Genomic DNA, 20328 nt, shown 5'->3' with positions numbered 1-20328 from the left:
CTAGATGCGCGCCCCTACCTCGAAAGAGGTATGGTCTGAATTATTGCGCAACCCACTGTTTTAAAAGGCTTTTTACATGAACAAGGCGACCGCGCCGGACGCTGACCAGCGGGACAGATTCTTTGGAGGTAGTGACAGGGCCGGAAAGCCGATCCTGCGCCGCTCCCTGGTAGTCCGCTTCGGCTGCTACCTCACCCTGCTGGTATCGCTGGCGCTGATCGGGATGTTCAGCGCCCTGCTCTTCGCCGACTACACGCACCAGGACGCCGCGGTGATCAACCACGCCGGCTCGTTGCGCATGCTCACCTACCGGGTCGCCCTGGAGCCCAGCCTGGAAGGCCGCCAGGCGCTGCTCGGGACCCTCGGCGAACGCCTCGACAGCGGCGACATCCGCCGCCTGCTGCAACGCCAGGACGCCGACGACCCGATCCGCCAGCTGCACCAGGAGCTGCGCGAGGGCCTGGCGCGCCTGGACCCGCGCGCGCTGCCCGGACGCGCCGTGCTGGACGCCTACGTCGGCGACATCGACCGTTTCGTCGGCATCCTCCAGGCCAAGGCCGAGCGCCGCTCGCAACTGCTCAGCACGGTGCAGGGCCTGTGCCTGTTCCTCAGCCTGCTGGTGGTGTTCGTCACCCTCTACGACCTCAGCTACCACGTCATCGGCCCGCTGCGCGAACTCACCAGCACCGCCCGCCGCCTGGGCCGCGGCGAGCTGGACGCGCGGGTCACCTACAGCGGCGAGGACGAACTGGCGCAACTGGGCGAGCGCTTCAACCAGATGGCCGGCGAGCTGAAGAGCATCTACGGCGACCTGGAAGAGCGCGTGGAGGACAAGACCCGCGCCCTCTCGCAGAGCCACCAGCGCCTCGAACTGCTCTACGCCAGCGCCCGCCGGCTGGGCGAGAACCCCTACGACAGCCGCACCCTGCAACCGCTGCTGAACCAGTTGGAGAAAGTGCTAGACGCCGGCCGCGTGACCCTCTGCCTGAACAAGGACGGGGTCGAGCGCGCCTACAGTTCGCTGACCACCACCGAGCGCCCGGCGGACTTCTGCCTGCAGGGCGACTGCGGTAGCTGCCGCGAGCAGGCCAGCGCCTGCGACCAACCCTCGTCCCTGGCCCAGCCATTGCTGATGCAGCCCCTGTCCATCGCCGGCCACCGTTTCGGCGAACTGTTCATCGAAAGCCGCAGCGGCCGCCTGGAGAACTGGCAGCAGCAACTGATCGAGACCTTCTGCGACAACATCGCCCGCACCTTCGCCCTGTCCCTGCAACAGGAACAGGAAAGCCGCCTGGCCCTGTTCGCCGAGCGCGGCACCATCGCCCGTGAACTGCACGACTCGCTGGCACAGTCGCTGTCCTACCTGAAGATCCAGGTCAGCCGCCTGGGCACCCTGCTCAAGCGCGAGGCGCCGGCGGAGAAGATCGAGGACACCCTCGACGAACTGCGCGAAGGCCTCAACGGCGCCTACCGGCAACTGCGCGAACTGCTCACCACCTTCCGCCTCAGCCTCGACGAGCCGAGCCTGGAAGCCGCGCTGGGGAACGCCGTGGCCGAGTTCGGCGAGCGCGGCGAGGTGGCGATCGAACTGGACAACCGCCTGCAACACGTGCCGCTGAGCCCCAACGAGGAAATCCACGTCCTGCAGATCGTCCGCGAGGCGCTCTCCAACGTGGTTCGCCATTCGCAGGCGCAACGGGCCTGGGTGCGCCTGAGCAGCCAGGCCGACGGCCAGGTGAGCATCGCCGTAGAGGACGATGGCGTCGGCTTTGATCCGCAGCAGAACCGCAGCGGCCACTATGGGCTTACCATCATGCAGGAGCGCGGCCAGACCCTCGGCAGCCAGTTACGCTTCGAAGCGCGCGCGCCCCACGGCACGCGAGTGCTCTTCAGCTTCGTGCCGACCGCCCTGCAACCCTCCGCCGCCAAGGAGCCGACCCCATGACGGACATGCCAGCCACCGCCGACGAACCGGTTCGCCTGCTGCTGGTGGACGACCATCCGATGATGCGCAAGGGCGTCGCCCAGTTGCTCGAACTGGAAGACGACCTCAGCGTGGTCGGCGAGGCCGGCAGCGGCGAGGAGGCCCTGCGCCTGGCCGCCGAGCTGGACCCGGACATGATCCTGCTGGACCTGAACATGAAGGGCATGAACGGCCTGGACACCCTGCGCGCGTTGCGCGAGGCCGGAGTCGACGCGCGCATCGTGGTGTTCACCGTGTCCGACGACAAGGGCGACGTGGTCAACGTCCTGCGCGCCGGCGCCGACGGCTACCTGCTCAAGGACATGGAGCCGGAGCGCCTGCTCGAGCACATCCGCCAGGCCGCCACCGGACAGATGACCCTCAGCCCGCAGTTGACCCAGATCCTCGCCCAGGCCCTGCGGGGCGACGACCGCTCGAAGAGCCTCGACGAGCTGACCGAGCGCGAACGGCAGATCCTCCGCCAGATCGCCCACGGCTACAGCAACAAGATGATCGCGCGAAAGCTGGACATCACCGAAGGCACGGTGAAGGTCCATGTCAAGCGGGTGCTGCACAAGCTCGGCATGCGTTCGCGGGTCGAGGCGGCGGTGTGGGCGGTGGAGAACGACCTGGTGTAAGCCGCGCGCGGGCTTGATTCCGGTCAAGAAATCCACCGCGGCGCTGCGTCGATACTGGCGGCTTCCTTCCACGAGGCGCCCGTCATGATGTTCGAACGCAGCCCCGACGATCCCCTTCCCCTGGTCTACGCCTGCTCCGGCTGCTCCAACGTGGCGCAACTGGCCAACGATCTCGCGCTGCGCCTGGATCGCGCCCGGCTGGCGGAGATGTCCTGCATCGCCGGAGTCGGCGGCGACGTCCCGCTGCTGGTCCGCCGGGCCCGCTCCGGGCGACCGATCCTGGCCCTCGACGGTTGCCCGCTGCATTGCGTGAAAGGCTGCCTGGCGCGCCACGAGGTAGTCCCGACCCTGCACCTGACCCTCAGCGAACACGGCCTGAAGAAGCGCTACGGCGAGGACTGCGAGGCGCAGGACGCCGAGCGCCTGTTCGTCGAGCTGGAGCGTCTGCTGACGCCGGGCGGCAAGCGCCGCTGCGAATGACGGCGCGGCCGGGGGCGGCGGCTATCCTGCCGAAACCCGCATCCCCGCCTTTCGGCCTCCCTCGCGCATATCGCGGCGCCTCCGCCGCGTAAGCGAGCCCGTACCGCCTGCGATACGCAGCAGTGCGCTAGGATGTCCCCTCGGCTTCGAAGAAAGGACATTTCAATGCTGATCGGTGCGCTGCTGGTTCTCACCTGGGTCATCCTCCTCGTCCGATACCCGGCCAAGGCCCTGCCGGTCTCCCTGGCGGCTCTCGCCGGGCTGGGCCTGGTGGCGGCCTGGGTGATCTGGCAGGACAACGACGAAAGCCGCCACCTGCAACGCCAGGAACTGCGCCTGAGCTATGCGCCGGAACGCTGTCCGGTGGACCGGCCGCTGGCGGTCGAGCTGAAGAACGGCAGCGACCGTCCGTTGCTGGAGCTACGCTGGAGGATCGCCGCCTACCGCCCCGGCGACAGCGTCAACCTGGCCGACACCAGCTTCGACAGCCCGCGCTACCGGGCGCCGAACGCCCTGCTCGGCGGCGACAGCTGGCACGACTGCCTGCCGCTGCCGCCGCTGCGTCCGGGCTATCGCGCCAGCACCCTGGAATTCCGCGCCGAACGCCTGGACGGGCGTTTCGGCAACTGACCGAGGGAGGACCCGATGGAAACCCGCCGTCTGTTCGACCAGGGCTCCGCTGCCTACGCCAGCGCCCGCCCGCGTTATCCCGATGCGCTCTACCGCCATCTCGCCGGGCTCTGCGGCCAGCGCCGGCGCGCCTGGGACTGCGCCACCGGTACCGGCCAGGCCGCGCTCGGCCTGGCGCAGCACTTCGGCGAAGTCCTCGCCAGCGACACCAGCGCGCAGCAGATCGAACACGCCGTTGTCCATCCGGGTATCCGCTACAGCGTGCAGGACGCCGAAGCCACCGACTATCCCGACGCCGCCTTCGACCTGGTCTGCGTAGCCCAGGCCTGGCACTGGTTCGACCACTCGCGCTTCAACCGCGAGCTGCTGCGCGTGCTGCGTCCCGGCGGCGTATTCGCCGCCTGGGGCTACGGCTGGTTCAGCATCGACGCGCAGATCGATGCCGCCATCGACGAGGAATACCTGCGCCCGATCGGCCCGTACTGGGCGCAACAGAACCGCCTGCTGTGGAACGCCTACCGGGATGTCGAGCTGCCGCTGGGCGAACTCCCCGCGCCGGCCTTCGTCATTGAGCAACAATGGAGCCTGGCCCGGTTGTTCGACTACATGGCCACCTGGTCGGCCAGCCGCCTGTGCCGCGAGGCGCAGGGCAACGCTTTCGTGCGCCAGGCCCTGCAACGGGTCGCCGCGCTCTGGGGCGAGCCGACCTCGACACGCAGGGTTCGCATGCCGCTGGCGCTGCGGATCGCGCGCAAGGACGCCTGACCGAGCCTTCGGGCGGTTTTCCGCGGCCGGCGAATCCAGTACGGTAGGCCGCCCTCCTTCCAACTCCCAGCCAAGGAACGCCGCCCCATGAGCCAACCCGTCGCCTTCGTCACCGGCTGCTCCAGCGGCATCGGCCGCGCCCTCGCCGACGCCTTCCAGCGCGCCGGCTACCGGGTCTGGGCCAGCGCACGCAAGGAAGACGACGTGCGCGCCCTGGCCAAGGCCGGCTTCCAGGCGGTGCAACTGGACGTCAACGACGCCGCCGCGCTGGCCCGTCTGGCCGAGGAGCTGGAAGTCGAAGCCGCCGGCCTCGACGTCCTGGTCAACAACGCCGGCTACGGCGCCATGGGTCCGCTGCTGGACGGCGGCGTCGACGCCATGCGCCGGCAGTTCGAGACCAACGTGTTCGCCGTGGTCGGCGTGACCCGCGCACTGTTCCCGCTACTGAGGCGCAAGTCCGGCCTGGTGGTGAACGTCGGCAGCGTCTCCGGCGTGCTGGTCACGCCCTTCGCCGGCGCCTACTGCGCCTCCAAGGCCGCGGTGCATGCGCTGAGCGATGCCCTGCGCCTGGAACTGGCACCGTTCGGCGTCGAGGTGCTGGAAGTGCAGCCGGGCGCCATCGCCTCGAACTTCGGCGCCAGCGCCAGCCGCGAGATGGACAGCGTGGTCGACGAACGCTCGCCCTGGTGGCCGTTGCGCCGGCAGATCCAGGCGCGCGCCGCGGCATCCCAGGACAATCCCACGCCCGCCGAAGACTTCGCCCGCCAGTTGCTCGCCGCCGTGCAGCGCCGTCCGCGCCCGCCGCTGGTGCGCATCGGCAATGGCAGCCGGGCCCTGCCGGCGCTGGCCCGCTGGATGCCGCGCGGCCTGCTGGAGCGGCTGCTGAAGAAGCGCTTCGGCCTCGACACGCGCCTCTGAAACCGCCAGGAGATACCGCTATGGGCGACCGCCTTGCCGTACCCATCCGTTACTACGCCCTGGCCGGGATCGCCGCGGCGATCCTGCTCAACGTGCTGCTGCGCGGGGTGGTCCGCTTCGGCGGCCTGCCGGCCAGCCTGCTGATCGCCGCGCTGGTCGCCGGCGGCCTGGCCTGGTGGTTCGCCCGCGCGCAGCGGCGCTGGCCGACCTGGGGCGAGCGCTTGCGCCTGGTCGCCCTGTATGGCGGAGTGCTCGGGATCCTTTACCTGCTACTGGTCGGCCTCGCCTCGCTGAAAGGCGATCCCAGCCCGGCGGCACTGCTCATCGTGGTGCTGCACTACCTGTGCTATCCGGCGCTGTTGCTGGTGTTCTTCTCCGGCAGGGTCTATGGATTCTTCCTGCGTGACGGGTGAAGCTGCCTCAACGAATTCTTCACATTCTCTTCAGCTCGGCTTGACCCGCCCTCGCCTAGTGTTGGCCACCCACCGCACGAGGCCGACATGCACCGTTCACCGCTCGCCTGGCTCCGCCTGCTCCTCGCCGCCGTGCTCGGCGCCTTCCTGCTCGGCGGCCCGCTGCATGCCGCCGAGACTGCCGCCCCGCGTTCGCCAGCCTGGGCGCAAGCGGTCGACCCGTCGATCAACCTCTACCGCATGAGCCCCACCCTCTATCGCAGCGCGCTGCCCAACGCACAGAGCGTCGCGCTGCTGCAACGCCTGCAGGTGAAGACGGTGGTCAGCTTCATCAAGGACGACGACCGCGCCTGGCTGGGCCAGGCTCCGGTGCGGGTGGTCAGCCTGCCGACCCACGCCGACCGGGTCGACGACGCCGAGGTGCTCAGCGTCCTCCGCCAGTTGCAGGCCGCCGAGCGCGAAGGCCCGGTACTGATGCACTGCAAGCACGGTAACAACCGCACCGGACTGTTCGCCGCCATGTACCGCATCGTCGTGCAGGGCTGGGACAAGCAGGCCGCGCTGGAGGAAATGCAGCGCGGCGGGTTCGGCGACGAGGACGACATGCGCGACGCCAGCGCCTATGTGCGCGGCGCCGACGTCGACGGCCTGCGCCTGGCGATGGCCAACGGCGAATGCAGCCCATCGCGCTTCGCCCTCTGCCATGTGCGCGAGTGGATGGCCCAGGCGCTCGACCGGCCGTAAACACGCGCAGGGCCGAAAGGCTTGGTCCCGTCACGCAAGTTTGGCACCCTTGGGGCTCGCCGCCGCACGCGGCGGCCCACTTCGACAGCCGCGACGAGACTCCCATGAGCGATGCCCCGACCTCCCCGCGCTTCAGCGCCGCCACCAGCACCCGCCTGCTCGACCATGCGCAACTGGAAGCGCTCTGCGCCGACTATGACGGCTTCCTTCTCGATCTCTGGGGCGTAGTGATGGACGGCGCCGAGGCGTTCCCCGGCGCCCTCGCCTGGCTCGCCCGGCGGCACGCCGAAGGCCGCCCGGTCTGGTTCCTCAGCAACTCGTCCAGCAGCGTGGTGGAAATGAGCGCCGGGCTCGAGCGCCTGGGCATCCAGCGCGACTGGTTCGCCGGCATCACCACCTCCGGCCAGTTGACCATCGACGCCCTGCTGCAAACCGCCGACTACCGGCGTGGCGGCATCTACCTGGCCGGCGTCGGCCTGGCCCAGCAGAGCTGGCCGGCGGAAATCCGCGAGCGCTTCGTCGACGACATCGCCCAGGCGGCGCTGATCGTCGGCGTCGGCAGCTTTCCCCAGGAAGAACTGGAACAGCGCTTCGCGCCCCTGCGCGGCGCCACCGACCTGCCGTTCCTCTGCGCCAACCCGGACCGCGTGGTGGTTTCCGGCGGCCGCACGGTATACGGCGCGGGTATGCTCGCCGAGCTGTTCAGCGAGGAAGGCGGCCAGGTCAGTTGGTACGGCAAGCCCGACCCGGCGGCCTTCCGCATCGCCCAGCGGCAACTGGAAGCGCGCGGCGCGCGGCACATCCTGTTCGTCGGCGACTCGCTGGTGACCGACGTCCCCGGCGCCCTCGCCGCGCGCATCGATACCCTCTGGCTGGGCGCCACCGGCATCCACCGCGAAGCCCTGGGCGCCGAGTTCAACGGGGCGCTCGACGAGGAACGGGTCAGGTCGCTGCTGCACGGCTATCCGATCCGACCGCACTTTGCCGCGCCAGGGCTGGTCTGACCCCTCAAAGGTCGGAAAAAGGATGCGCGCATGCATTGGCTGGACTACCTGCAATGGCCCGCCATGCTGGTCACGGTGGTGGCCGCCTGGCTGGTGGCGTCGGCGCACCGGCGAAGACGCAAGGTCGGCTTCTGGGTGTTCCTCGCCAGCAACCTGCTGTGGATCGCCTGGGGCCTGTACGCCCAGGCCTATGCGCTGATCCTGCTGCAGGTCTGCCTGGCGGCGATGAACCTGCGCGGCACCCATCGCAACGAAGCGCCACAGGACAGCGCCTGATGGCCGCCAACGAAAACGCCCGCCATGACGGCGGGCGCTCGCCTTGCGAAGGCCGCGCTCAGTGCGCCCCCTCGCTTTTCTCCAGCGGCTGGCCGGCGTAGATACGACGCACCAGCGGGCCGATGGAAAGCCCCTGGAGCAGGATCGATACCAGCACCACGATGTAGGTCAGGCTGAGGATCAGGTCGCGCTCCGGCCCCAGCGGCAGGGACAGCGCCAGCGCCACCGAGACGCCGCCGCGCAGCCCGCCCCAGACCAGGATGCGGATGGTGCCCGCCGGTACCTGCCGGTTGGCGCCACGGAAACGGCGCAGGACCAGGATCGCCGGCCCCACCGTGAGCAGGCGCGAGACCAGCACCGCGCCGCCGAGAGCGAAGGCCGCCGCCACGTGCAGCCAGGAGAACGGCAACAGCAGCAGCTCCAGGCCGATCAGGGCGAACAGCAGGGCGTTGAGGATCTCGTCGATCAGCTCCCAGAACTTGTCCACGTAGCGCCGGGTCTCGTCCGACATCGCGTAGTGGCGTCCGTGGTTGCCGATGATCAGCCCGGCCACCACCATCGCGATCGGCGCCGATACGTGCAGGCGCGCGGCCAGCGCGGCGCCGCCGATGACCAGGGCGAGGGTCAGCATGACCTCCACCTGGTACTGGTCGATGCCGCGCATCATCACGAACACGCCGTAGCCGAGCACCGCGCCGAAAAGCACGCCGCCGATGGCTTCCTGGACGAAGAGGATCGCCGTGGCGCTGACCGTGGGCGCCTCGCCGAGCTGGAGGATGCCGAGGATGATGGCGAACACCACCACCGCGGTGCCGTCGTTGAACAGCGACTCGCCGACGATGGTGGTCGCCAGCGGTTTCGGCGCGCCGGCGGACTTGAGGATGCCGAGCACGGCGATGGGGTCGGTCGGCGAGATCAGCGCGCCGAACAGCAGGCAGTAGATGAAATCCACCTGCCAGCCGAACAGCGGGAAGGTGTAGTAGGCCAGGCCACCGATGACGAAGGTGGCGATCAGCACCCCGGCGGTGGCCAGCAGGCCGATCGGCCACTTGTAGCTGCGCAGGTCGGAGAGGTCGACGTGCAGTGCGCCGGCGAACAGCAGCGCGGGCAGGAACCAGGTCATCAGCACTTCGGAGAAGTCGATGCGGCGGATGATTTCCTGCATCTCCACCTCGAGGATCGGATAGCCCAGTTCCGACAGACCCTGGACGATCAGCGAGAACACCAGCGCCGTGGCCATCACGCCGATGGTCGGCGGCAGGCGGATGAAGCGGTAGTTGACGTAGGTGAGCAAGGTGGTCAAGGCAATGAATGCCGCGACGAGATCGAGCATGACGCGGGGTACTCCCTTAGCAGAAGGTAAAACACCTACCCCAAAAGGCCGATCCGTGAACCGTGGGGTGCGAATGTCTGGAAAAGCCCGAGAAAATTTCGGAACCCGCATCATAACCGCAGAAAAGCCCTGGGCGTCGATCGCACCGATACGGTGCATGGCGCGCCGCCGACGCGGCAACGCCCTTCTCGCCCGCTCCCCCGGGAAAATTTCTTCGTTCGCCGCCAGCCCAGGCGAGACGGCGGCTGCGGCCGCTTGCCCAGGCCCGGTCATGGCACAAGCATGGCCGTTTCGTTGAACCTCCGCGAACGACGAACGGTCAACCCTTTCAGGGTCGGCAATTCGGTGCCCATCCGAAGCCTTTGATTTCCGGCCTGTTTCCGCGCTTCGACGAAGCGCCCGACAGCGTAGCCAACGCTCATTCCGAAGGGAGTCCCGACCATGGTGAAAACCTGTGGCAAGGCCCTGCTCGGCCTCTGCGCCGCAGCCGCCGTACTGGCCTTGCTGATCCACTGGATCACCCCCGCGACCATCCTCCACTACCGCGAGGACCTGCTGTTCTACTTGCAGGCCCACCTGGTGCTGGTCTTCAGTTCGATGGCGGCCGCCCTGCTGGTCGGCGTGCCGGCCGGCATCCTGCTCAGCCGTCCCGGCATGCAGGCCCAGGCCGAACGCCTGATGCAGGTGTTCAACGTCGGCAACACCATCCCGCCGCTGGCGGTGCTGGCCATCGCCCTGGCGATCATCGGCATCGGCAACGGCCCGGCAATCCTCGCCCTGTTCCTCGCCTCGCTGCTGCCGATCGTGCGCAACACCTACGAGGGCCTGCGCAATGTCTCGCCGGCGCTGAAGGAAGCCGCCACCGGCATCGGCATGACGCCCAACCAGGTGCTGCTGCGGGTGGAACTGCCGAACGCGGTGCCGATCATCGTCGGCGGCGTGCGCGTGGCCCTGGCGCTGAACGTCGGCTCCGCGCCGCTGGCGTTCCTGATCGGCGCCAACAGCCTGGGCAGCCTGATCTTCCCCGGCATCTACCTGAACAACCACCAGCAACTGCTGCTCGGCGCCGCCTGCACGGCGCTCCTCGCCCTGCTGCTGGACGCCCTGGTGGTGCTGTTCAGCCGCATGTTCCTGGAACGCGGCCTGACCGCCAAGGAGGCCTGATGAACCGACTGATCCGCTCACTCTGCCTGGCCTGCGCCGGCCTGTTCGCCGCCGGCCTGGCGCAGGCGGAAACCCTGCGCATCGGCGGCAAGACCTTCACCGAGCAGCGCATCCTCACCGCCATCACCGCGCAGTTCCTGCAGAAGCGCGGCTACGACGTGACGGTCACCACCGGCCTGGGCAGCACCCTGGCCCGCGCCGCCCAGGAAAGCGGCCAACTGGATATCGTCTGGGAGTACACCGGCTCGTCGCTGATCGTCTACAACCACATCGACGAGAAGCTCGACGCCGCGGCTTCCTACCGCCGGGTCAAGCAACTCGACGAAGCCCAGGGCCTGGTCTGGCTGAAGCCGACCCGCTTCAACAACACCTATGCCCTGGCCATGCCCGAGGAACAGGCCGAGCGCCTGGGCATCCAGAGCGTCAGCGATCTCGCGCGGGTGCTCGCCGAACAGCAGGAGGCCGAGCCCGGGAGCACCCACCTGTTCGCCATGGACCCGGAGTTCGCCGGCCGCCCCGACGGCCTCGGCCCCATGAGCGAGCTGTACGCCCTGCACTTCACCCGCAACGACATCCGCCAGATGGACGCCGGGCTGGTCTACACCGCGCTGAAGAACCGCCAGGTGTTCCTCGGCCTCGTCTACACCACCGACGGCCGCCTGAAGGATTTCAAGCTGCGCGTGCTGAAGGACGACAAGCAGTACTTCCCCTTCTACAACGCCGCCCCGGTGGTGCGTAAGGAGGTCATGCAGCGCCATCCGGAGTTCGCCACGCTGTTCGATCCGATCATCGAGCGGCTCGACGACGCCACCATGCAGGCGCTCAACGCGCGGGTCGATATCGAGCAGCAGACGCCACAGAAGGTCGCCGCCGACTTCCTCCGCGAACACCACCTGCTCGACGACGGCCAGGCCGGCCAGGGAGGTAGCCAGTAATGGACTTCTTCAGCGTGCTTTCCCATCTCGACTGGTCCCAGGTCGGCCAGCTCACCCTCCAGCACCTGCTGCTGGTACTGGTCGCCGTAGGCCTGGCGATCCTCGTCGGCGTGCCGCTGGGCGTGCTGATGACCCGCTTCACGTGGCTGGCCGGCTCGTTGCAGGGCGCCGCCACGGTGATGCTGACCATCCCCTCGATCGCCCTGTTCGGCCTGCTGATGCCGGTCTACTCGGTATTCGGCCAGGGCCTCGGGCCGCTGCCGGCGATCACCGCGGTGTTCCTCTATTCGCTGCTGCCGATCCTGCGCAACACCTACCTCGCCCTGACCGGCGTCGAAGCGGGCATCCGCGAGGCCGGCAAGGGCATCGGCATGACCTTCTGGCAACGCCTGCGGATGGTCGACATTCCCCTCGCGGTGCCGGTGATCCTCGCCGGCGTACGCACCGCCGTGGTGATGAACATCGGCGTGATGACCATCGCCGCGGTGATCGGCGCCGGCGGCCTGGGCGTGCTGATCCTCACTTCCATCAGCCAGAGCAACATGCCGATGCTGGTGGTCGGCGCGGTACTGGTCAGCCTCCTGGCCATCGTCGCCGACCTGCTGCTGCAATGGCTGCAACGCATCCTCACCCCCAAGGGACTGCGCGCCAGCGCGCACTGACAGGAGCCGAACATGATCGAACTGGACAAGCTCAGCAAGACCTTCACCCAGAAGAACGGCAAGGAGTTCCGCGCCGTCGATTCCGTCAGCCTGACCGTGGAGAAAGGCGAGATCTGCGTCTTCCTCGGCCCCTCCGGCTGCGGCAAGACCACCACCCTGAAGATGATCAACCGGATCATCCCGCCGACCTCCGGCCGCGTGCTGATCGACGGCCAGGACACCGCGGACCTCGACGAGGTCACCCTGCGCCGCCACATCGGCTACGTGATCCAGCAGATCGGCCTGTTCCCGAACATGACCATCGAGGAAAACATCATGGTCGTGCCGCGCCTGCTCGGCTGGGACAAGGCGCGCTGCAAGGAGAAGGCCCGCGAGCTGATGAGCATGGTCAAGCTGGAGCCCAAGCAGTACCTGCAACGCTACCCGCGCGAACTCTCCGGCGGCCAGCAGCAGCGCGTCGGGGTAATCCGCGCGCTGGCGGCGGACGCGCCGCTGCTGCTGATGGACGAGCCGTTCGGCGCGGTCGATCCGATCAACCGCGAGTCGATCCAGAACGAGTTCTTCGAAATGCAGCGCAAGCTCGGCATGACCGTGATCATGGTCAGCCACGACATCGACGAAGCCATCAAGCTGGGTGACAAGGTGGCGGTGTTCAAGAGCGGCCGGCTGCTCCAGTACGACCACCCGGACACCCTGCTGGCGCACCCGGCGGACGAGTTCGTCAGCGCCTTCACCGGCCAGGACAGCACGCTCAAGCGCCTGCTCCTGGTGCGCGCCGAAGACGCCGCCGACAGCAGCCTGGTCACCGCCCGGCCGCAGACCCCGGTGGCCGAGGCGCTGGAACTGATGGACGAGAACGACCGGCGCTACCTGATCGTGGTGGATGACCAGGGCAAGGGCCTGGGCTACGTGCGACGCAAGGACCTGCGCCGCCAGGAGGGCACCTGCGCGCCGTTCGTCACCCCGTTCCGGGTCACCGCCAGCCACGACGAGCACCTGCGCATCCTGTTGTCGCGGATGTACGAGTTCAACAGCTCCTGGCTGCCGGTGCTCGACCCCGACCAGCAGTTCCTCGGCGAGGTCACCCAGGAATCCATCGCCGACTACCTCAGCTCCGGCCGCTCGCGCGGCGGCAAGGGCCTGATCGTGTCGCCGGCCGAACAGGTCGGGGCCTAGGCCGCCGGGTGGATATTCACCGCCGGCAGCCGCCAACCGCAGCGTATTCCTGGCGAGTGGCGCCCTCTTCCGCCCCGCCGAAACGAAAAAGCCCGGCATCCGCCGGGCTTCTCCCTGCCCCTTCCACTCAACCGGCCCGCCCCGGCGCCTGCGCCGCCGAGGCCTGGTCGTCGCGCCCTTGCGGCTTGACGATCACCGTGCAGGTGATCCCCGCCGAGAGCAGCACGCCGTCCGGCACTTCGTCGATGTGTACCCGCACCGGCACGCGCTGGGCCAGGCGCACCCAGTTGAAAGTGGGGTTGACGTCGGCGGTCAGCTCGCGGCTTTCCGGGTTGTCGCGGTCGTAGATGCCGCGGGCGATGCTTTCCACGTGGCCCTTGAGGTGTTCGCCGCTCATCAGCTGCATGTCCACCGGGTCGCCTTCGCGGATGTACGGCAGCTTGGTTTCCTCGAAGTAGCCGTAGACCCAGTAGGAGTTCTTGTCGATCACCGCCATCTTCGCCTCGCCGACCCGCGCGTAGTCGCCACGGTGCACGTTGAGGTTGGTGACGTAGCCGTCGACCTGCGCCACCACCCGGGTGCGCTCCAGGTTCAGGCGCGCGGCGTCGAGCTGGGCCTTGGCCTGCTCGTAGTCGGCCATCGCCGCGGCGGCGGTGTTGTGGGCGTCGTCGCGGCTTTCGCGGGAGACCACCATCTCATCCATTTCCGCGCGCCGCCGGGCGTTCAGCTGGCGCATCTCCAGGGTCGCCTTGCGCGAGGCGACCAGCGATTCGGCCTGCTTCACCGCGATGCGGTAGTGGTCGGGGTCGATCTGCATCAGCAGGTCGCCTTTCTTCACCAACTGGTTGTCGCGCACCGGGACGTCGACGACGATCCCGGAAACGTCGGCGGCGACATTGATCACGTCGGCGCGCACGCGACCGTCACGGGTCCAGGGGGTGTCCATGTAGTTGACCCACAGGGTCCGCCCGATGAATACGGCGACCAGCAGGATCAGCAGGGTCGCCAGCAGGCTGATTACGGATTTCAAGGTCATGGTCGGCTCACGATAACGAAGAGGTGCGCTACCGCCTCAGCGGTAGATGGTCAGGGACAGGCCGCCGTACAGGCAGGCGAACAGGCTGACCCGGAACAGCGCCGGGTGCCAGGTGAAGCGATACAGGCCAACCGAGGCGAAGATCCGGTCGAGCCCCCAGGTGAGCGCCGCGGCGATCACGAACAACAGCGTCAGGGTCGGCATGTAGACCCCATGGATGGCGATTTCACGAGGCATGGACGGTACCTTGGCCGCTCGTCCGACCGGCCAGTTCGGTCAGCGGCGAGGTCGGCGCGAGCAAGGAAGAACGGATGAAGTGCAGGTAGCTGCGCACCCGCCGTAGCGGCGAGCTGTCGAAGTGCGGCGCGCAGGGTTCGTCGGTGTGCCTGGCCGCGTGGATGGCCTGGTCGACGGCCGCCAGTGCGCGCTCCAGGTTCTCCGCGCCGGGGCGCACGAACAGCCGGATCAGGGCCCGCCCCATGGCGCGGATCGCCTGGCGCCAGGGCATGGCCTCGGCGTAGCAGGGTTCGTCCGGCAGGCGCTCCTGCTCGCGACGCAGCTCGATGATCGCGTGGCCGACCTCGAGCACCAGGAACATCCAGCGCAGCAGGCCGCGCTGCACGTCCGGGCGCCCGGCAGCGACGCCATAGGCCTGGTTCAGCAGGTCGCGGGTGCCGCTTTCGAAGGCCGAGCCAAGCCCCCTGCTCCTGCCGCTGATGGCGAACACCACGCGCATCCGCAGGTCGCGCTCGAGGCGCTTCCACAGCCAGGCGCTGTTGGGTGGCAGAATGACCGCGGCGGCCGCGGCCGAGAGCAGCATCGAGAGGATCAGGGCGATGTACTCGTTGATCACGTGGGCCGGGTCGTAGACGGTCAGGTTCGCCGGCACCGAACCGAAGCAGAAGAACACCAGCAGGCCGAGACCGTAGCCGGCCCACTGCGGCCGCGAGGAGATGAACGCGCCGAGGGCGAACACCGGCGCCAGCACCAGGCACAGCAGCGGGAAACCGTCGATGTGCGGGTAGACGAAGAACATCTCGCTGAAGCCGAGCAGCGCCGCCGCCATGGTGCCGATGGCCATCTGCATGGCGACCTTCTTCGGGTTCGGCGCCGCCGAGGCCAGCGCCGAGACCGCCACCGCATTGAGGGCGAAGGTGCCGCCGCTGGGCCAGGTGCTGTAGATCCAGAAGCAGCCGAACAGCAGGATCATCAACCCGGTGCGCATCCCCGCCACTGCCGCCGCCACCGCGTTGGCCTTGGCGGTGAAGGCGTCCTTCCACTGCTCGCGCTCGTGGCGGTGGGCGGCCAGCGAGGCATGGGTCAGGGCGTAGTCGTGCATCTCCTCGGCGAAACGGTAGAGCAGCTCGGCGGCGGTATTGAAGTCCAGCCGCGCCTCTTCACCCGGCTCCCGCGCCAGCAGCTCGCCGCGCGCCTGGCGGATACGCGCCATCAGGCGTTCGCGGCAGTCGGCGAGGCGCTGGGCGAAGCGCTCGGCGTCATGGTCGGTGACGGCGCGGCCACGGATCTCCTCGAGCAGCCCGGTGATTTCCTCCAGGCACGGCTCGAACGCATCCAGCACCTGGGTGGAGCCCTGCGCGCGCAAGCGTTCGAGCAACTGGTGGAGGGCGTGGAAACGGGTATTCATGGCCATGAACTCGCTGCTCAGGCGAATCAGCCGGCCATTGCGCAGGCGCATGTGCGGATCCTCGAAGGCGCTCGCCGCGCGCATCGTCTCCAGGCCCACCGCCTGGGCGGCGAAGGCCACGTTGCTGCTTTCGAAGCGCTCGCGCCCGCCGACCCCGCGCAGGCTGTCGAGGACGAACGCGGCGAACAGGCCGAAGCGCACGTACAGCGCATTGCGCATCGCCGCGCTGGTGGTCTGCGGCATGATCACCGCGCTGACCACCCCCGAGCAGAGAATCGCCAGGCTGATTTCCAGGACCCGCCAAATCGCCTGCATGAAGGCGCCTTCCGGATGGCTGGTGGCGGGGATGCCGATCAGCGTCGCGGTGTAGCCGGCGAGCACGCAGGCGTAGGAGCGGAAGTCACGGTAGCGGGCGGCCCCGGCGGTGCAGAGGCCGATCCAGATCGCCGAGCTGAGCAGGAACAGCACTCGCTCCTGGGCGAACAGGGCGATCAGGGTGACCATCACGCTGAGGCCGACCAGGGTGCCGAGGATGCGGTAGAAGCTCTTGGCGAACACCTGGCCGCTCTGCGGCTGCATGACGATGAACACGGTGATGGTCGCCGTGCTCGGCTGCGGCAATTCCAGGCGCATCGCCAGCCAGAGGGTCAGGAAGGCCGCGCAGAGCACCTTGAACACGTAGATCCAGGTCGCCCCGTCGCTGCGCGCCCACTCGGCCAGCGCGCGCCGCCACTCGTCGCGGCTGGGCAGGGCGAAACCAGCGGAGCGGCCACTCATCGCAAAGACACCGCTCTGACCGGGACGTTCTCCGGCGCCAGCTTCCGCTGCGCCGGCGTATCGGCGCCGGCCCCGACGCCGCCGCCGAGGGCGGTGAGCAGGCTGGCGTGGGCGGCCAGCCGGGCGGCCTGCACCTGCTCCTGGACCAGTTGCTGCTGGAACAGCCGGGTCTGCGCGTTGAGCACGTTGAGGTAATCGGTGAGGCCGCGCTGGTAGGCCAGGGTGGCGATATCGTAGGTCTTCTGCGCGGAAGCCACCGATTGCGCGGCGAAGTCCTTCTGGATGTCCACCGAATGCAGGCGGATCAACTGGTCGGAAATGTTCTTCAGCGCATCCACCAGGGTCTGGTTGTATTGCTCCACCGCCGCGTCGTAGCCGGCCGCCGCCTCGCCCAACTGCGAACGCAGGCGGCCGCCGTCGAAGATCGGCAGGGTCACCGCCGGGCCGGCGCTGTAGGTGTACTTGGCGCTGCGGAAGAACTCCAGCATGCCGCCGCCGACGGCACTGAAGCCGACCGAGGCCATCAGGTCGACGTTGGGGTAGAAGTCGGCGCGCGCCACGTCCACGCCCTTGGCCAGGGCGGCGACCTGCCAGCGGCGGGCGACCACATCCGGGCGGCGACCGAGCAGTTCGGCCGGCAAGGCGCTGGGCAGGCTCGGCTGCGCCGCCAGGTTCAGGCTTGGCCGGCGGATCGTGCGGCCCTCGCCCGGGCCCTTGCCGGCCAGGGCGGCGAGCAGGTTGCGGGTGAGCTGGATTTCTTCGTCGATCACCTCGATGCGGCGCTCGGTCTCGGGCAGCGGCACTTCCGCCTGGCTGACCTCGAAATGCGTGCCGATGCCGCCGCGCAGGCGACGCTGGGCCAGGGCGAGGATGTCGCGCTGCTGTTGCAGCATGGCCTTGGCGATGTCCATCTCGGCGTACTGCAACGAGAGCTGGACGTAGGCGCGGACGATGTTGCCCTCCAGCTCGAGCTGCGCCTGGCGCGCCTCGGCGGCGGCCATGTGGGCCAGGTCGACGGCGCGCTCGCTGTCGCTGCGGTCGCGCCCCCAGAGATCGAGCTTGTAGTTCAGGCCGATCTCGGTGGAGTTGTTCCAGGAAGTGGTCCGCGCCAGGTCGCCGGGGCCGTAGAAATAGTCGTCCGGCCAGCGGTGGCGGACCAGCGAGCCCTTGCCCTCGATCTGCGGCGACTCGATGGACTCCACCAGCCCGGCCATGGACTTCGCCTGGCGTACCCGCGCATGGGCTACCGCCAGGCCTGGATTGCCGTCCAGCGCCTTCTCGATCCAGGCGTCCAGCTGCGGATCGGCATACACCTTCCACCACTGCGCCTGCGGCCAGCCGGCCTCGCGGGCGGCAGCCTGGATCGCATGGTCGGTGGCCAGGGCGTTGGCGTCGAGCGTGGCGGCCTCGGGGGCGATATCGCCTGTACTGACACAACCGGATATTGCGGAGAAAACGACGAGAAAACCGACGAAGGAGCCGACCAAGGTCAGTTCCTTCCTGAGAGCACGCGGCACGTTGTCTGATCCTGGAGGGGCGAAGCACGGAATTTGAACGGTACGGGCGCCGTTCAACCCGCTCGAGCGTTCGTGCGCTCGGGGGCCGATGAATTTTAAGAGGCTGGCGGCTGCTGATAAGCTGGCTCAAGTGCGATTGTTTATTGCGTAATGTGAAATAATCCGCCTTCGCAACAATCTGACACACTTCTGCGCGTGCCTAGGAGGCCCCGTCGATGGACACCCTGCAAAACATGCGAGCCTTCGTCTGCGTGGCGGAAACCGGAAGCTTCACCGCGGCGTCCCAGCAGCTCAACACCACCACCGCCTATGTTTCGCGGGCGGTGGCCAACCTCGAGACGCACCTGCGCACCCGCCTGCTCAACCGTACCACTCGTCGCATCGCCCTCACCGAAGCCGGCCAGCGCTACCTGCTGCGCTGCGAGCAGATCCTCGCCTACGTCGAGGAAGCCGAGGCCGAAGCCAGCGACGCCCATGCCCGTCCCGCCGGCAAGCTGAAGCTGCATTCGATGACCGGCATCGGCCAGCACTACGTGATCCGCGCCATCGCCGGCTACCGCCAGCAGTACCGCGACGTGACCTTCGACCTGACCATGGCCAACCGCGTGCCGGACCTGCTCGACGAGGGCTTCGACGTGGCCATCGTGGTGGCCTCCGAGCTGCCCGATTCCGGCTTCATTTCCCAGCGCATCGGCGAGACCTACAGCATTCTTTGCGCCTCGCCGGAGTACCTGCGCCTGAACGGCACGCCGAGCGAGCCTTCGGAGCTGGCCAGCCACGATTGCCTACGGCTGGTCAGCCCGGTGGTGCCGCTGGATCGCTGGCTGTTCGACGGTCCCAACGGCCAGGAAATGGTCTCCATCGGCGCCTCGCCGTTCCAGGTCAATGTCGGCGACGCCATGACCGAGGCAATCCGCTCCGGGCTGGGCATCGGCATCCTGCCGGTGTATTCGGCCATCGAGGACCTGGGCAAGGGCACCCTGGTGCGGGTCCTGCCGCAACACCGCCTGCAACAGCTCAACGTCTATGCGCTGTACCCTTCGCGGCAGTATCTCGACGCGAAGATCAAGACCTGGGTGGAATACCTCAAGGAAAGCCTGCCCGGCCTGCTCCAGCGCGACGAAGCGGCGCTGGTGGAGCTGGGCCTGGAACTCGGAAGACCCTCCTGAGCCGATAATCGCCCGCCCAGTGGCGGGCCCCTGCCCGCCGCTTCGATGGCGGTGGTATGGTCGGCGCTTTCGCTCCCGCTTGCAGAGTCCCGTCATGAAAAAGAACGTCTTCGTCTTCAGTCGCCTCGCCCCCGAGCATCTCGAACGCCTGCAACGCCAGTTCAACGTCCGCGTGCTCGAACCGAAACAGGGCGACATCGACGCCCAGTACGCCGCCGCCCTGCCCGATACCCACGGCATGATCGGCGTCGGCCGGCCGCTCGGCGCCAGGCAACTGGAACAGGCGAAGCAACTGGAAGTCATCTCCAGCGTCTCGGTCGGCTACGACAACTATGACCTGGACTACCTGAACCGCCGCGGCATCGCCCTCACCAACACGCCCGACGTCCTCACCGAGACCACCGCCGACCTCGGCTTCGCCCTGCTGATCAGCGCCGCGCGACGGGTCGCCGAGCTGGACGCCTGGGTCAAGGCCGGGAACTGGAAGCGCACCGTCGACGCCCCGCAGTTCGGCACCGACGTGCATGGCAAGAAACTCGGCATCCTCGGCCTCGGCCGGATCGGCGCGGCCATCGCCCGGCGCGGCCGTTTCGGCTTCGGCATGCAGGTGCTCTACCACGGCAACAACCGCAAGCCGGAACTGGAACAGGAACTCGGCGCGCGCTTCCTCGGCTTCGACGAACTGCTCGGCGAGGCCGACTTCGTCTGCGTGGTGGTGCCGCTGGGAGCGCAGACCCGGCAGTTGATCGGCGCGCGCGAACTGGGCCTGATGAAGCCCTCGGCGATCCTGGTCAACGTCGCCCGAGGCCAGGTGGTCGACGAGGCCGCGCTGGTCGCCGCCCTGCGGGAGAAACGCATCCTCGGCGCCGGCCTGGATGTCTACGAGAAGGAACCGCTGGCCGAATCGCCGCTGTTCGCCCTGGACAACGTGGTGACCCTGCCGCACATCGGCTCGGCCACCCACGAGACCCGCCGGGCCATGGCCGAGCGGGCGCTGCAGAACTTCGAGGCGGCCCTGCGCGGCGAGCGGCCGCTGGACCTGGTCAATCCACAGGTGTGGCGACGCGGCTGAGCGCGCCACCT

Annotated in this window: 21 protein-coding genes; 16 read left to right on the top strand and 5 right to left on the bottom strand. The window is 68.3% G+C overall.

Going from position 1 to position 20328, the window contains the following annotated elements:
• The first annotated feature begins 76 nt into the window (after positions 1-76).
• The 10 genes from narX to VQ067_RS05530 all read left to right on the top strand — a co-directional run bounded on the left by narX (position 77) and on the right by VQ067_RS05530 (position 7831).
• Entirely contained in the window at positions 77-1945 is a 1869-nt protein-coding gene (gene narX / locus VQ067_RS05575; protein ID WP_003092966.1) for a two-component system sensor histidine kinase NarX, read from the top strand.
• Positions 1942-2601, top strand: a complete 660-nt coding sequence (narL, locus tag VQ067_RS05570; RefSeq protein ID WP_003092968.1) for a two-component system response regulator NarL — start codon at positions 1942-1944, stop codon at positions 2599-2601. Before narX ends, narL begins: the two co-directional genes overlap by 4 nt.
• 84 nt (positions 2602-2685) lie before the next feature.
• The gene (anvM, locus tag VQ067_RS05565) at positions 2686-3081 is read left to right on the top strand and encodes an anaerobic/virulence modulator AnvM (protein ID WP_003092971.1); all 396 of its coding nucleotides are present in this window, start codon (positions 2686-2688) and stop codon (positions 3079-3081) included.
• A 165-nt stretch (positions 3082-3246) separates the two neighbouring features.
• Positions 3247-3711 (top strand): hypothetical protein, encoded by a 465-nt coding sequence (locus VQ067_RS05560; protein WP_003092973.1) that lies wholly within the window; start codon positions 3247-3249, stop codon positions 3709-3711.
• A 15-nt stretch (positions 3712-3726) separates the two neighbouring features.
• On the top strand, positions 3727-4476 hold the full coding sequence (locus VQ067_RS05555; protein WP_003092974.1) for a class I SAM-dependent methyltransferase: 750 nt from the start codon (positions 3727-3729) through the stop codon (positions 4474-4476).
• An 87-nt stretch (positions 4477-4563) separates the two neighbouring features.
• Positions 4564-5394 carry an SDR family oxidoreductase gene (locus VQ067_RS05550; RefSeq protein WP_023125347.1) on the top strand — a complete coding sequence of 277 codons (831 nt, stop codon included), beginning with the start codon at positions 4564-4566 and terminating at the stop codon, positions 5392-5394.
• A gap of 20 nt (positions 5395-5414) precedes the next feature.
• Positions 5415-5807 (top strand): hypothetical protein, encoded by a 393-nt coding sequence (locus VQ067_RS05545; RefSeq protein ID WP_015502405.1) that lies wholly within the window; start codon positions 5415-5417, stop codon positions 5805-5807.
• Positions 5808-5894: 87 nt separating this feature from the next.
• Positions 5895-6551, top strand: coding sequence for a tyrosine phosphatase TpbA (gene tpbA / locus VQ067_RS05540; protein WP_003111594.1), 657 nt, complete (start codon positions 5895-5897; stop codon positions 6549-6551).
• A 104-nt stretch (positions 6552-6655) separates the two neighbouring features.
• Complete coding sequence (locus VQ067_RS05535; protein WP_033991743.1) at positions 6656-7555, top strand: TIGR01459 family HAD-type hydrolase; 900 nt, start codon at positions 6656-6658, stop codon at positions 7553-7555.
• 30 nt (positions 7556-7585) lie between these two features.
• Positions 7586-7831, top strand: a complete 246-nt coding sequence (locus tag VQ067_RS05530) for a YgjV family protein (RefSeq protein WP_003092978.1) — start codon at positions 7586-7588, stop codon at positions 7829-7831.
• 58 nt (positions 7832-7889) lie between these two features.
• On the opposite strand, the gene VQ067_RS05525 is transcribed toward VQ067_RS05530, so the two are convergent.
• Positions 7890-9164, bottom strand: a complete 1275-nt coding sequence (locus VQ067_RS05525; protein ID WP_003092979.1) for a cation:proton antiporter — start codon at positions 9162-9164, stop codon at positions 7890-7892.
• A 441-nt stretch (positions 9165-9605) separates the two neighbouring features.
• On the opposite strand from VQ067_RS05525, the gene VQ067_RS05520 reads away from it, so the two are divergent.
• From VQ067_RS05520 to VQ067_RS05505, 4 genes are read left to right on the top strand one after another with little or no spacing between them, the layout of a single operon-like run.
• Positions 9606-10328, top strand: a complete 723-nt coding sequence (locus VQ067_RS05520; RefSeq protein ID WP_003092982.1) for an ABC transporter permease — start codon at positions 9606-9608, stop codon at positions 10326-10328.
• Positions 10328-11263, top strand: a complete 936-nt coding sequence (locus VQ067_RS05515) for a glycine betaine ABC transporter substrate-binding protein (RefSeq protein ID WP_003105663.1) — start codon at positions 10328-10330, stop codon at positions 11261-11263. The genes VQ067_RS05520 and VQ067_RS05515 overlap by 1 nt, the downstream gene beginning before the upstream one ends.
• On the top strand, positions 11263-11925 hold the full coding sequence (locus VQ067_RS05510) for an ABC transporter permease (RefSeq protein ID WP_033991326.1): 663 nt from the start codon (positions 11263-11265) through the stop codon (positions 11923-11925). Before VQ067_RS05515 ends, VQ067_RS05510 begins: the two co-directional genes overlap by 1 nt.
• A 12-nt stretch (positions 11926-11937) precedes the next feature.
• Positions 11938-13101 carry an osmoprotectant ABC transporter ATP-binding protein OsmV gene (locus tag VQ067_RS05505; RefSeq protein WP_003113768.1) on the top strand — a complete coding sequence of 388 codons (1164 nt, stop codon included), beginning with the start codon at positions 11938-11940 and terminating at the stop codon, positions 13099-13101.
• A gap of 127 nt (positions 13102-13228) precedes the next feature.
• Here VQ067_RS05505 and VQ067_RS05500 read toward each other — a convergent pair whose 3' ends face one another.
• Genes VQ067_RS05500 through VQ067_RS05485 form a run of 4 tightly spaced genes read right to left on the bottom strand, consistent with a single transcriptional unit; the run spans position 13229 to position 18046 of the window.
• Positions 13229-14137 (bottom strand): efflux RND transporter periplasmic adaptor subunit, encoded by a 909-nt coding sequence (locus tag VQ067_RS05500; protein ID WP_003113767.1) that lies wholly within the window; start codon positions 14135-14137, stop codon positions 13229-13231.
• A gap of 36 nt (positions 14138-14173) precedes the next feature.
• A complete protein-coding gene (locus tag VQ067_RS05495) occupies positions 14174-14374 on the bottom strand; it encodes a DUF1656 domain-containing protein (RefSeq protein WP_003082823.1) in 201 nt (66 codons plus the stop codon).
• On the bottom strand, positions 14364-16559 hold the full coding sequence (locus VQ067_RS05490; protein WP_003119252.1) for an FUSC family protein: 2196 nt from the start codon (positions 16557-16559) through the stop codon (positions 14364-14366). Before VQ067_RS05490 ends, VQ067_RS05495 begins: the two co-directional genes overlap by 11 nt.
• Positions 16556-18046, bottom strand: a complete 1491-nt coding sequence (locus VQ067_RS05485) for an efflux transporter outer membrane subunit (RefSeq protein ID WP_031655928.1) — start codon at positions 18044-18046, stop codon at positions 16556-16558. Before VQ067_RS05485 ends, VQ067_RS05490 begins: the two co-directional genes overlap by 4 nt.
• A 245-nt stretch (positions 18047-18291) precedes the next feature.
• Between VQ067_RS05485 and VQ067_RS05480 the strand changes: the two genes are divergently transcribed.
• The gene (locus VQ067_RS05480; protein WP_003092994.1) at positions 18292-19245 is read left to right on the top strand and encodes a LysR family transcriptional regulator; all 954 of its coding nucleotides are present in this window, start codon (positions 18292-18294) and stop codon (positions 19243-19245) included.
• A 94-nt stretch (positions 19246-19339) separates the two neighbouring features.
• Positions 19340-20317, top strand: a complete 978-nt coding sequence (locus VQ067_RS05475; protein ID WP_003092995.1) for a 2-hydroxyacid dehydrogenase — start codon at positions 19340-19342, stop codon at positions 20315-20317.
• Positions 20318-20328: the final 11 nt, after the last annotated feature.

Origin of the sequence: Pseudomonas sp. KBN12P06040 (genome assembly GCF_037574965.1) — a bacterium.
GTDB lineage: Bacteria > Pseudomonadota > Gammaproteobacteria > Pseudomonadales > Pseudomonadaceae > Pseudomonas > Pseudomonas aeruginosa.
The sequence above is the reverse complement of the archived record's forward strand: the minus strand, read 5'-3'. Positions and strand labels throughout refer to the sequence as shown.

Excerpts from the sequence above, each read along its gene's own strand:
- narX (WP_003092966.1), top strand. The coding sequence starts at position 77 with ATGAACAAGGCGACCGCGCCGGACGCTGACCAGCGGGACAGATTCTTT.
- narL (WP_003092968.1), top strand. The coding sequence starts at position 1,942 with ATGACGGACATGCCAGCCACCGCCGACGAACCGGTTCGCCTGCTGCTG.
- anvM (WP_003092971.1), top strand. The coding sequence starts at position 2,686 with ATGATGTTCGAACGCAGCCCCGACGATCCCCTTCCCCTGGTCTACGCC.
- VQ067_RS05560 (WP_003092973.1), top strand. The coding sequence starts at position 3,247 with ATGCTGATCGGTGCGCTGCTGGTTCTCACCTGGGTCATCCTCCTCGTC.
- VQ067_RS05555 (WP_003092974.1), top strand. The coding sequence starts at position 3,727 with ATGGAAACCCGCCGTCTGTTCGACCAGGGCTCCGCTGCCTACGCCAGC.
- VQ067_RS05550 (WP_023125347.1), top strand. The coding sequence starts at position 4,564 with ATGAGCCAACCCGTCGCCTTCGTCACCGGCTGCTCCAGCGGCATCGGC.
- VQ067_RS05545 (WP_015502405.1), top strand. The coding sequence starts at position 5,415 with ATGGGCGACCGCCTTGCCGTACCCATCCGTTACTACGCCCTGGCCGGG.
- tpbA (WP_003111594.1), top strand. The coding sequence starts at position 5,895 with ATGCACCGTTCACCGCTCGCCTGGCTCCGCCTGCTCCTCGCCGCCGTG.
- VQ067_RS05535 (WP_033991743.1), top strand. The coding sequence starts at position 6,656 with ATGAGCGATGCCCCGACCTCCCCGCGCTTCAGCGCCGCCACCAGCACC.
- VQ067_RS05530 (WP_003092978.1), top strand. The coding sequence starts at position 7,586 with ATGCATTGGCTGGACTACCTGCAATGGCCCGCCATGCTGGTCACGGTG.
- VQ067_RS05525 (WP_003092979.1), bottom strand. The coding sequence starts at position 9,164 with ATGCTCGATCTCGTCGCGGCATTCATTGCCTTGACCACCTTGCTCACC.
- VQ067_RS05520 (WP_003092982.1), top strand. The coding sequence starts at position 9,606 with ATGGTGAAAACCTGTGGCAAGGCCCTGCTCGGCCTCTGCGCCGCAGCC.
- VQ067_RS05515 (WP_003105663.1), top strand. The coding sequence starts at position 10,328 with ATGAACCGACTGATCCGCTCACTCTGCCTGGCCTGCGCCGGCCTGTTC.
- VQ067_RS05510 (WP_033991326.1), top strand. The coding sequence starts at position 11,263 with ATGGACTTCTTCAGCGTGCTTTCCCATCTCGACTGGTCCCAGGTCGGC.
- VQ067_RS05505 (WP_003113768.1), top strand. The coding sequence starts at position 11,938 with ATGATCGAACTGGACAAGCTCAGCAAGACCTTCACCCAGAAGAACGGC.
- VQ067_RS05500 (WP_003113767.1), bottom strand. The coding sequence starts at position 14,137 with ATGACCTTGAAATCCGTAATCAGCCTGCTGGCGACCCTGCTGATCCTG.
- VQ067_RS05495 (WP_003082823.1), bottom strand. The coding sequence starts at position 14,374 with ATGCCTCGTGAAATCGCCATCCATGGGGTCTACATGCCGACCCTGACG.
- VQ067_RS05490 (WP_003119252.1), bottom strand. The coding sequence starts at position 16,559 with ATGAGTGGCCGCTCCGCTGGTTTCGCCCTGCCCAGCCGCGACGAGTGG.
- VQ067_RS05480 (WP_003092994.1), top strand. The coding sequence starts at position 18,292 with ATGGACACCCTGCAAAACATGCGAGCCTTCGTCTGCGTGGCGGAAACC.
- VQ067_RS05475 (WP_003092995.1), top strand. The coding sequence starts at position 19,340 with ATGAAAAAGAACGTCTTCGTCTTCAGTCGCCTCGCCCCCGAGCATCTC.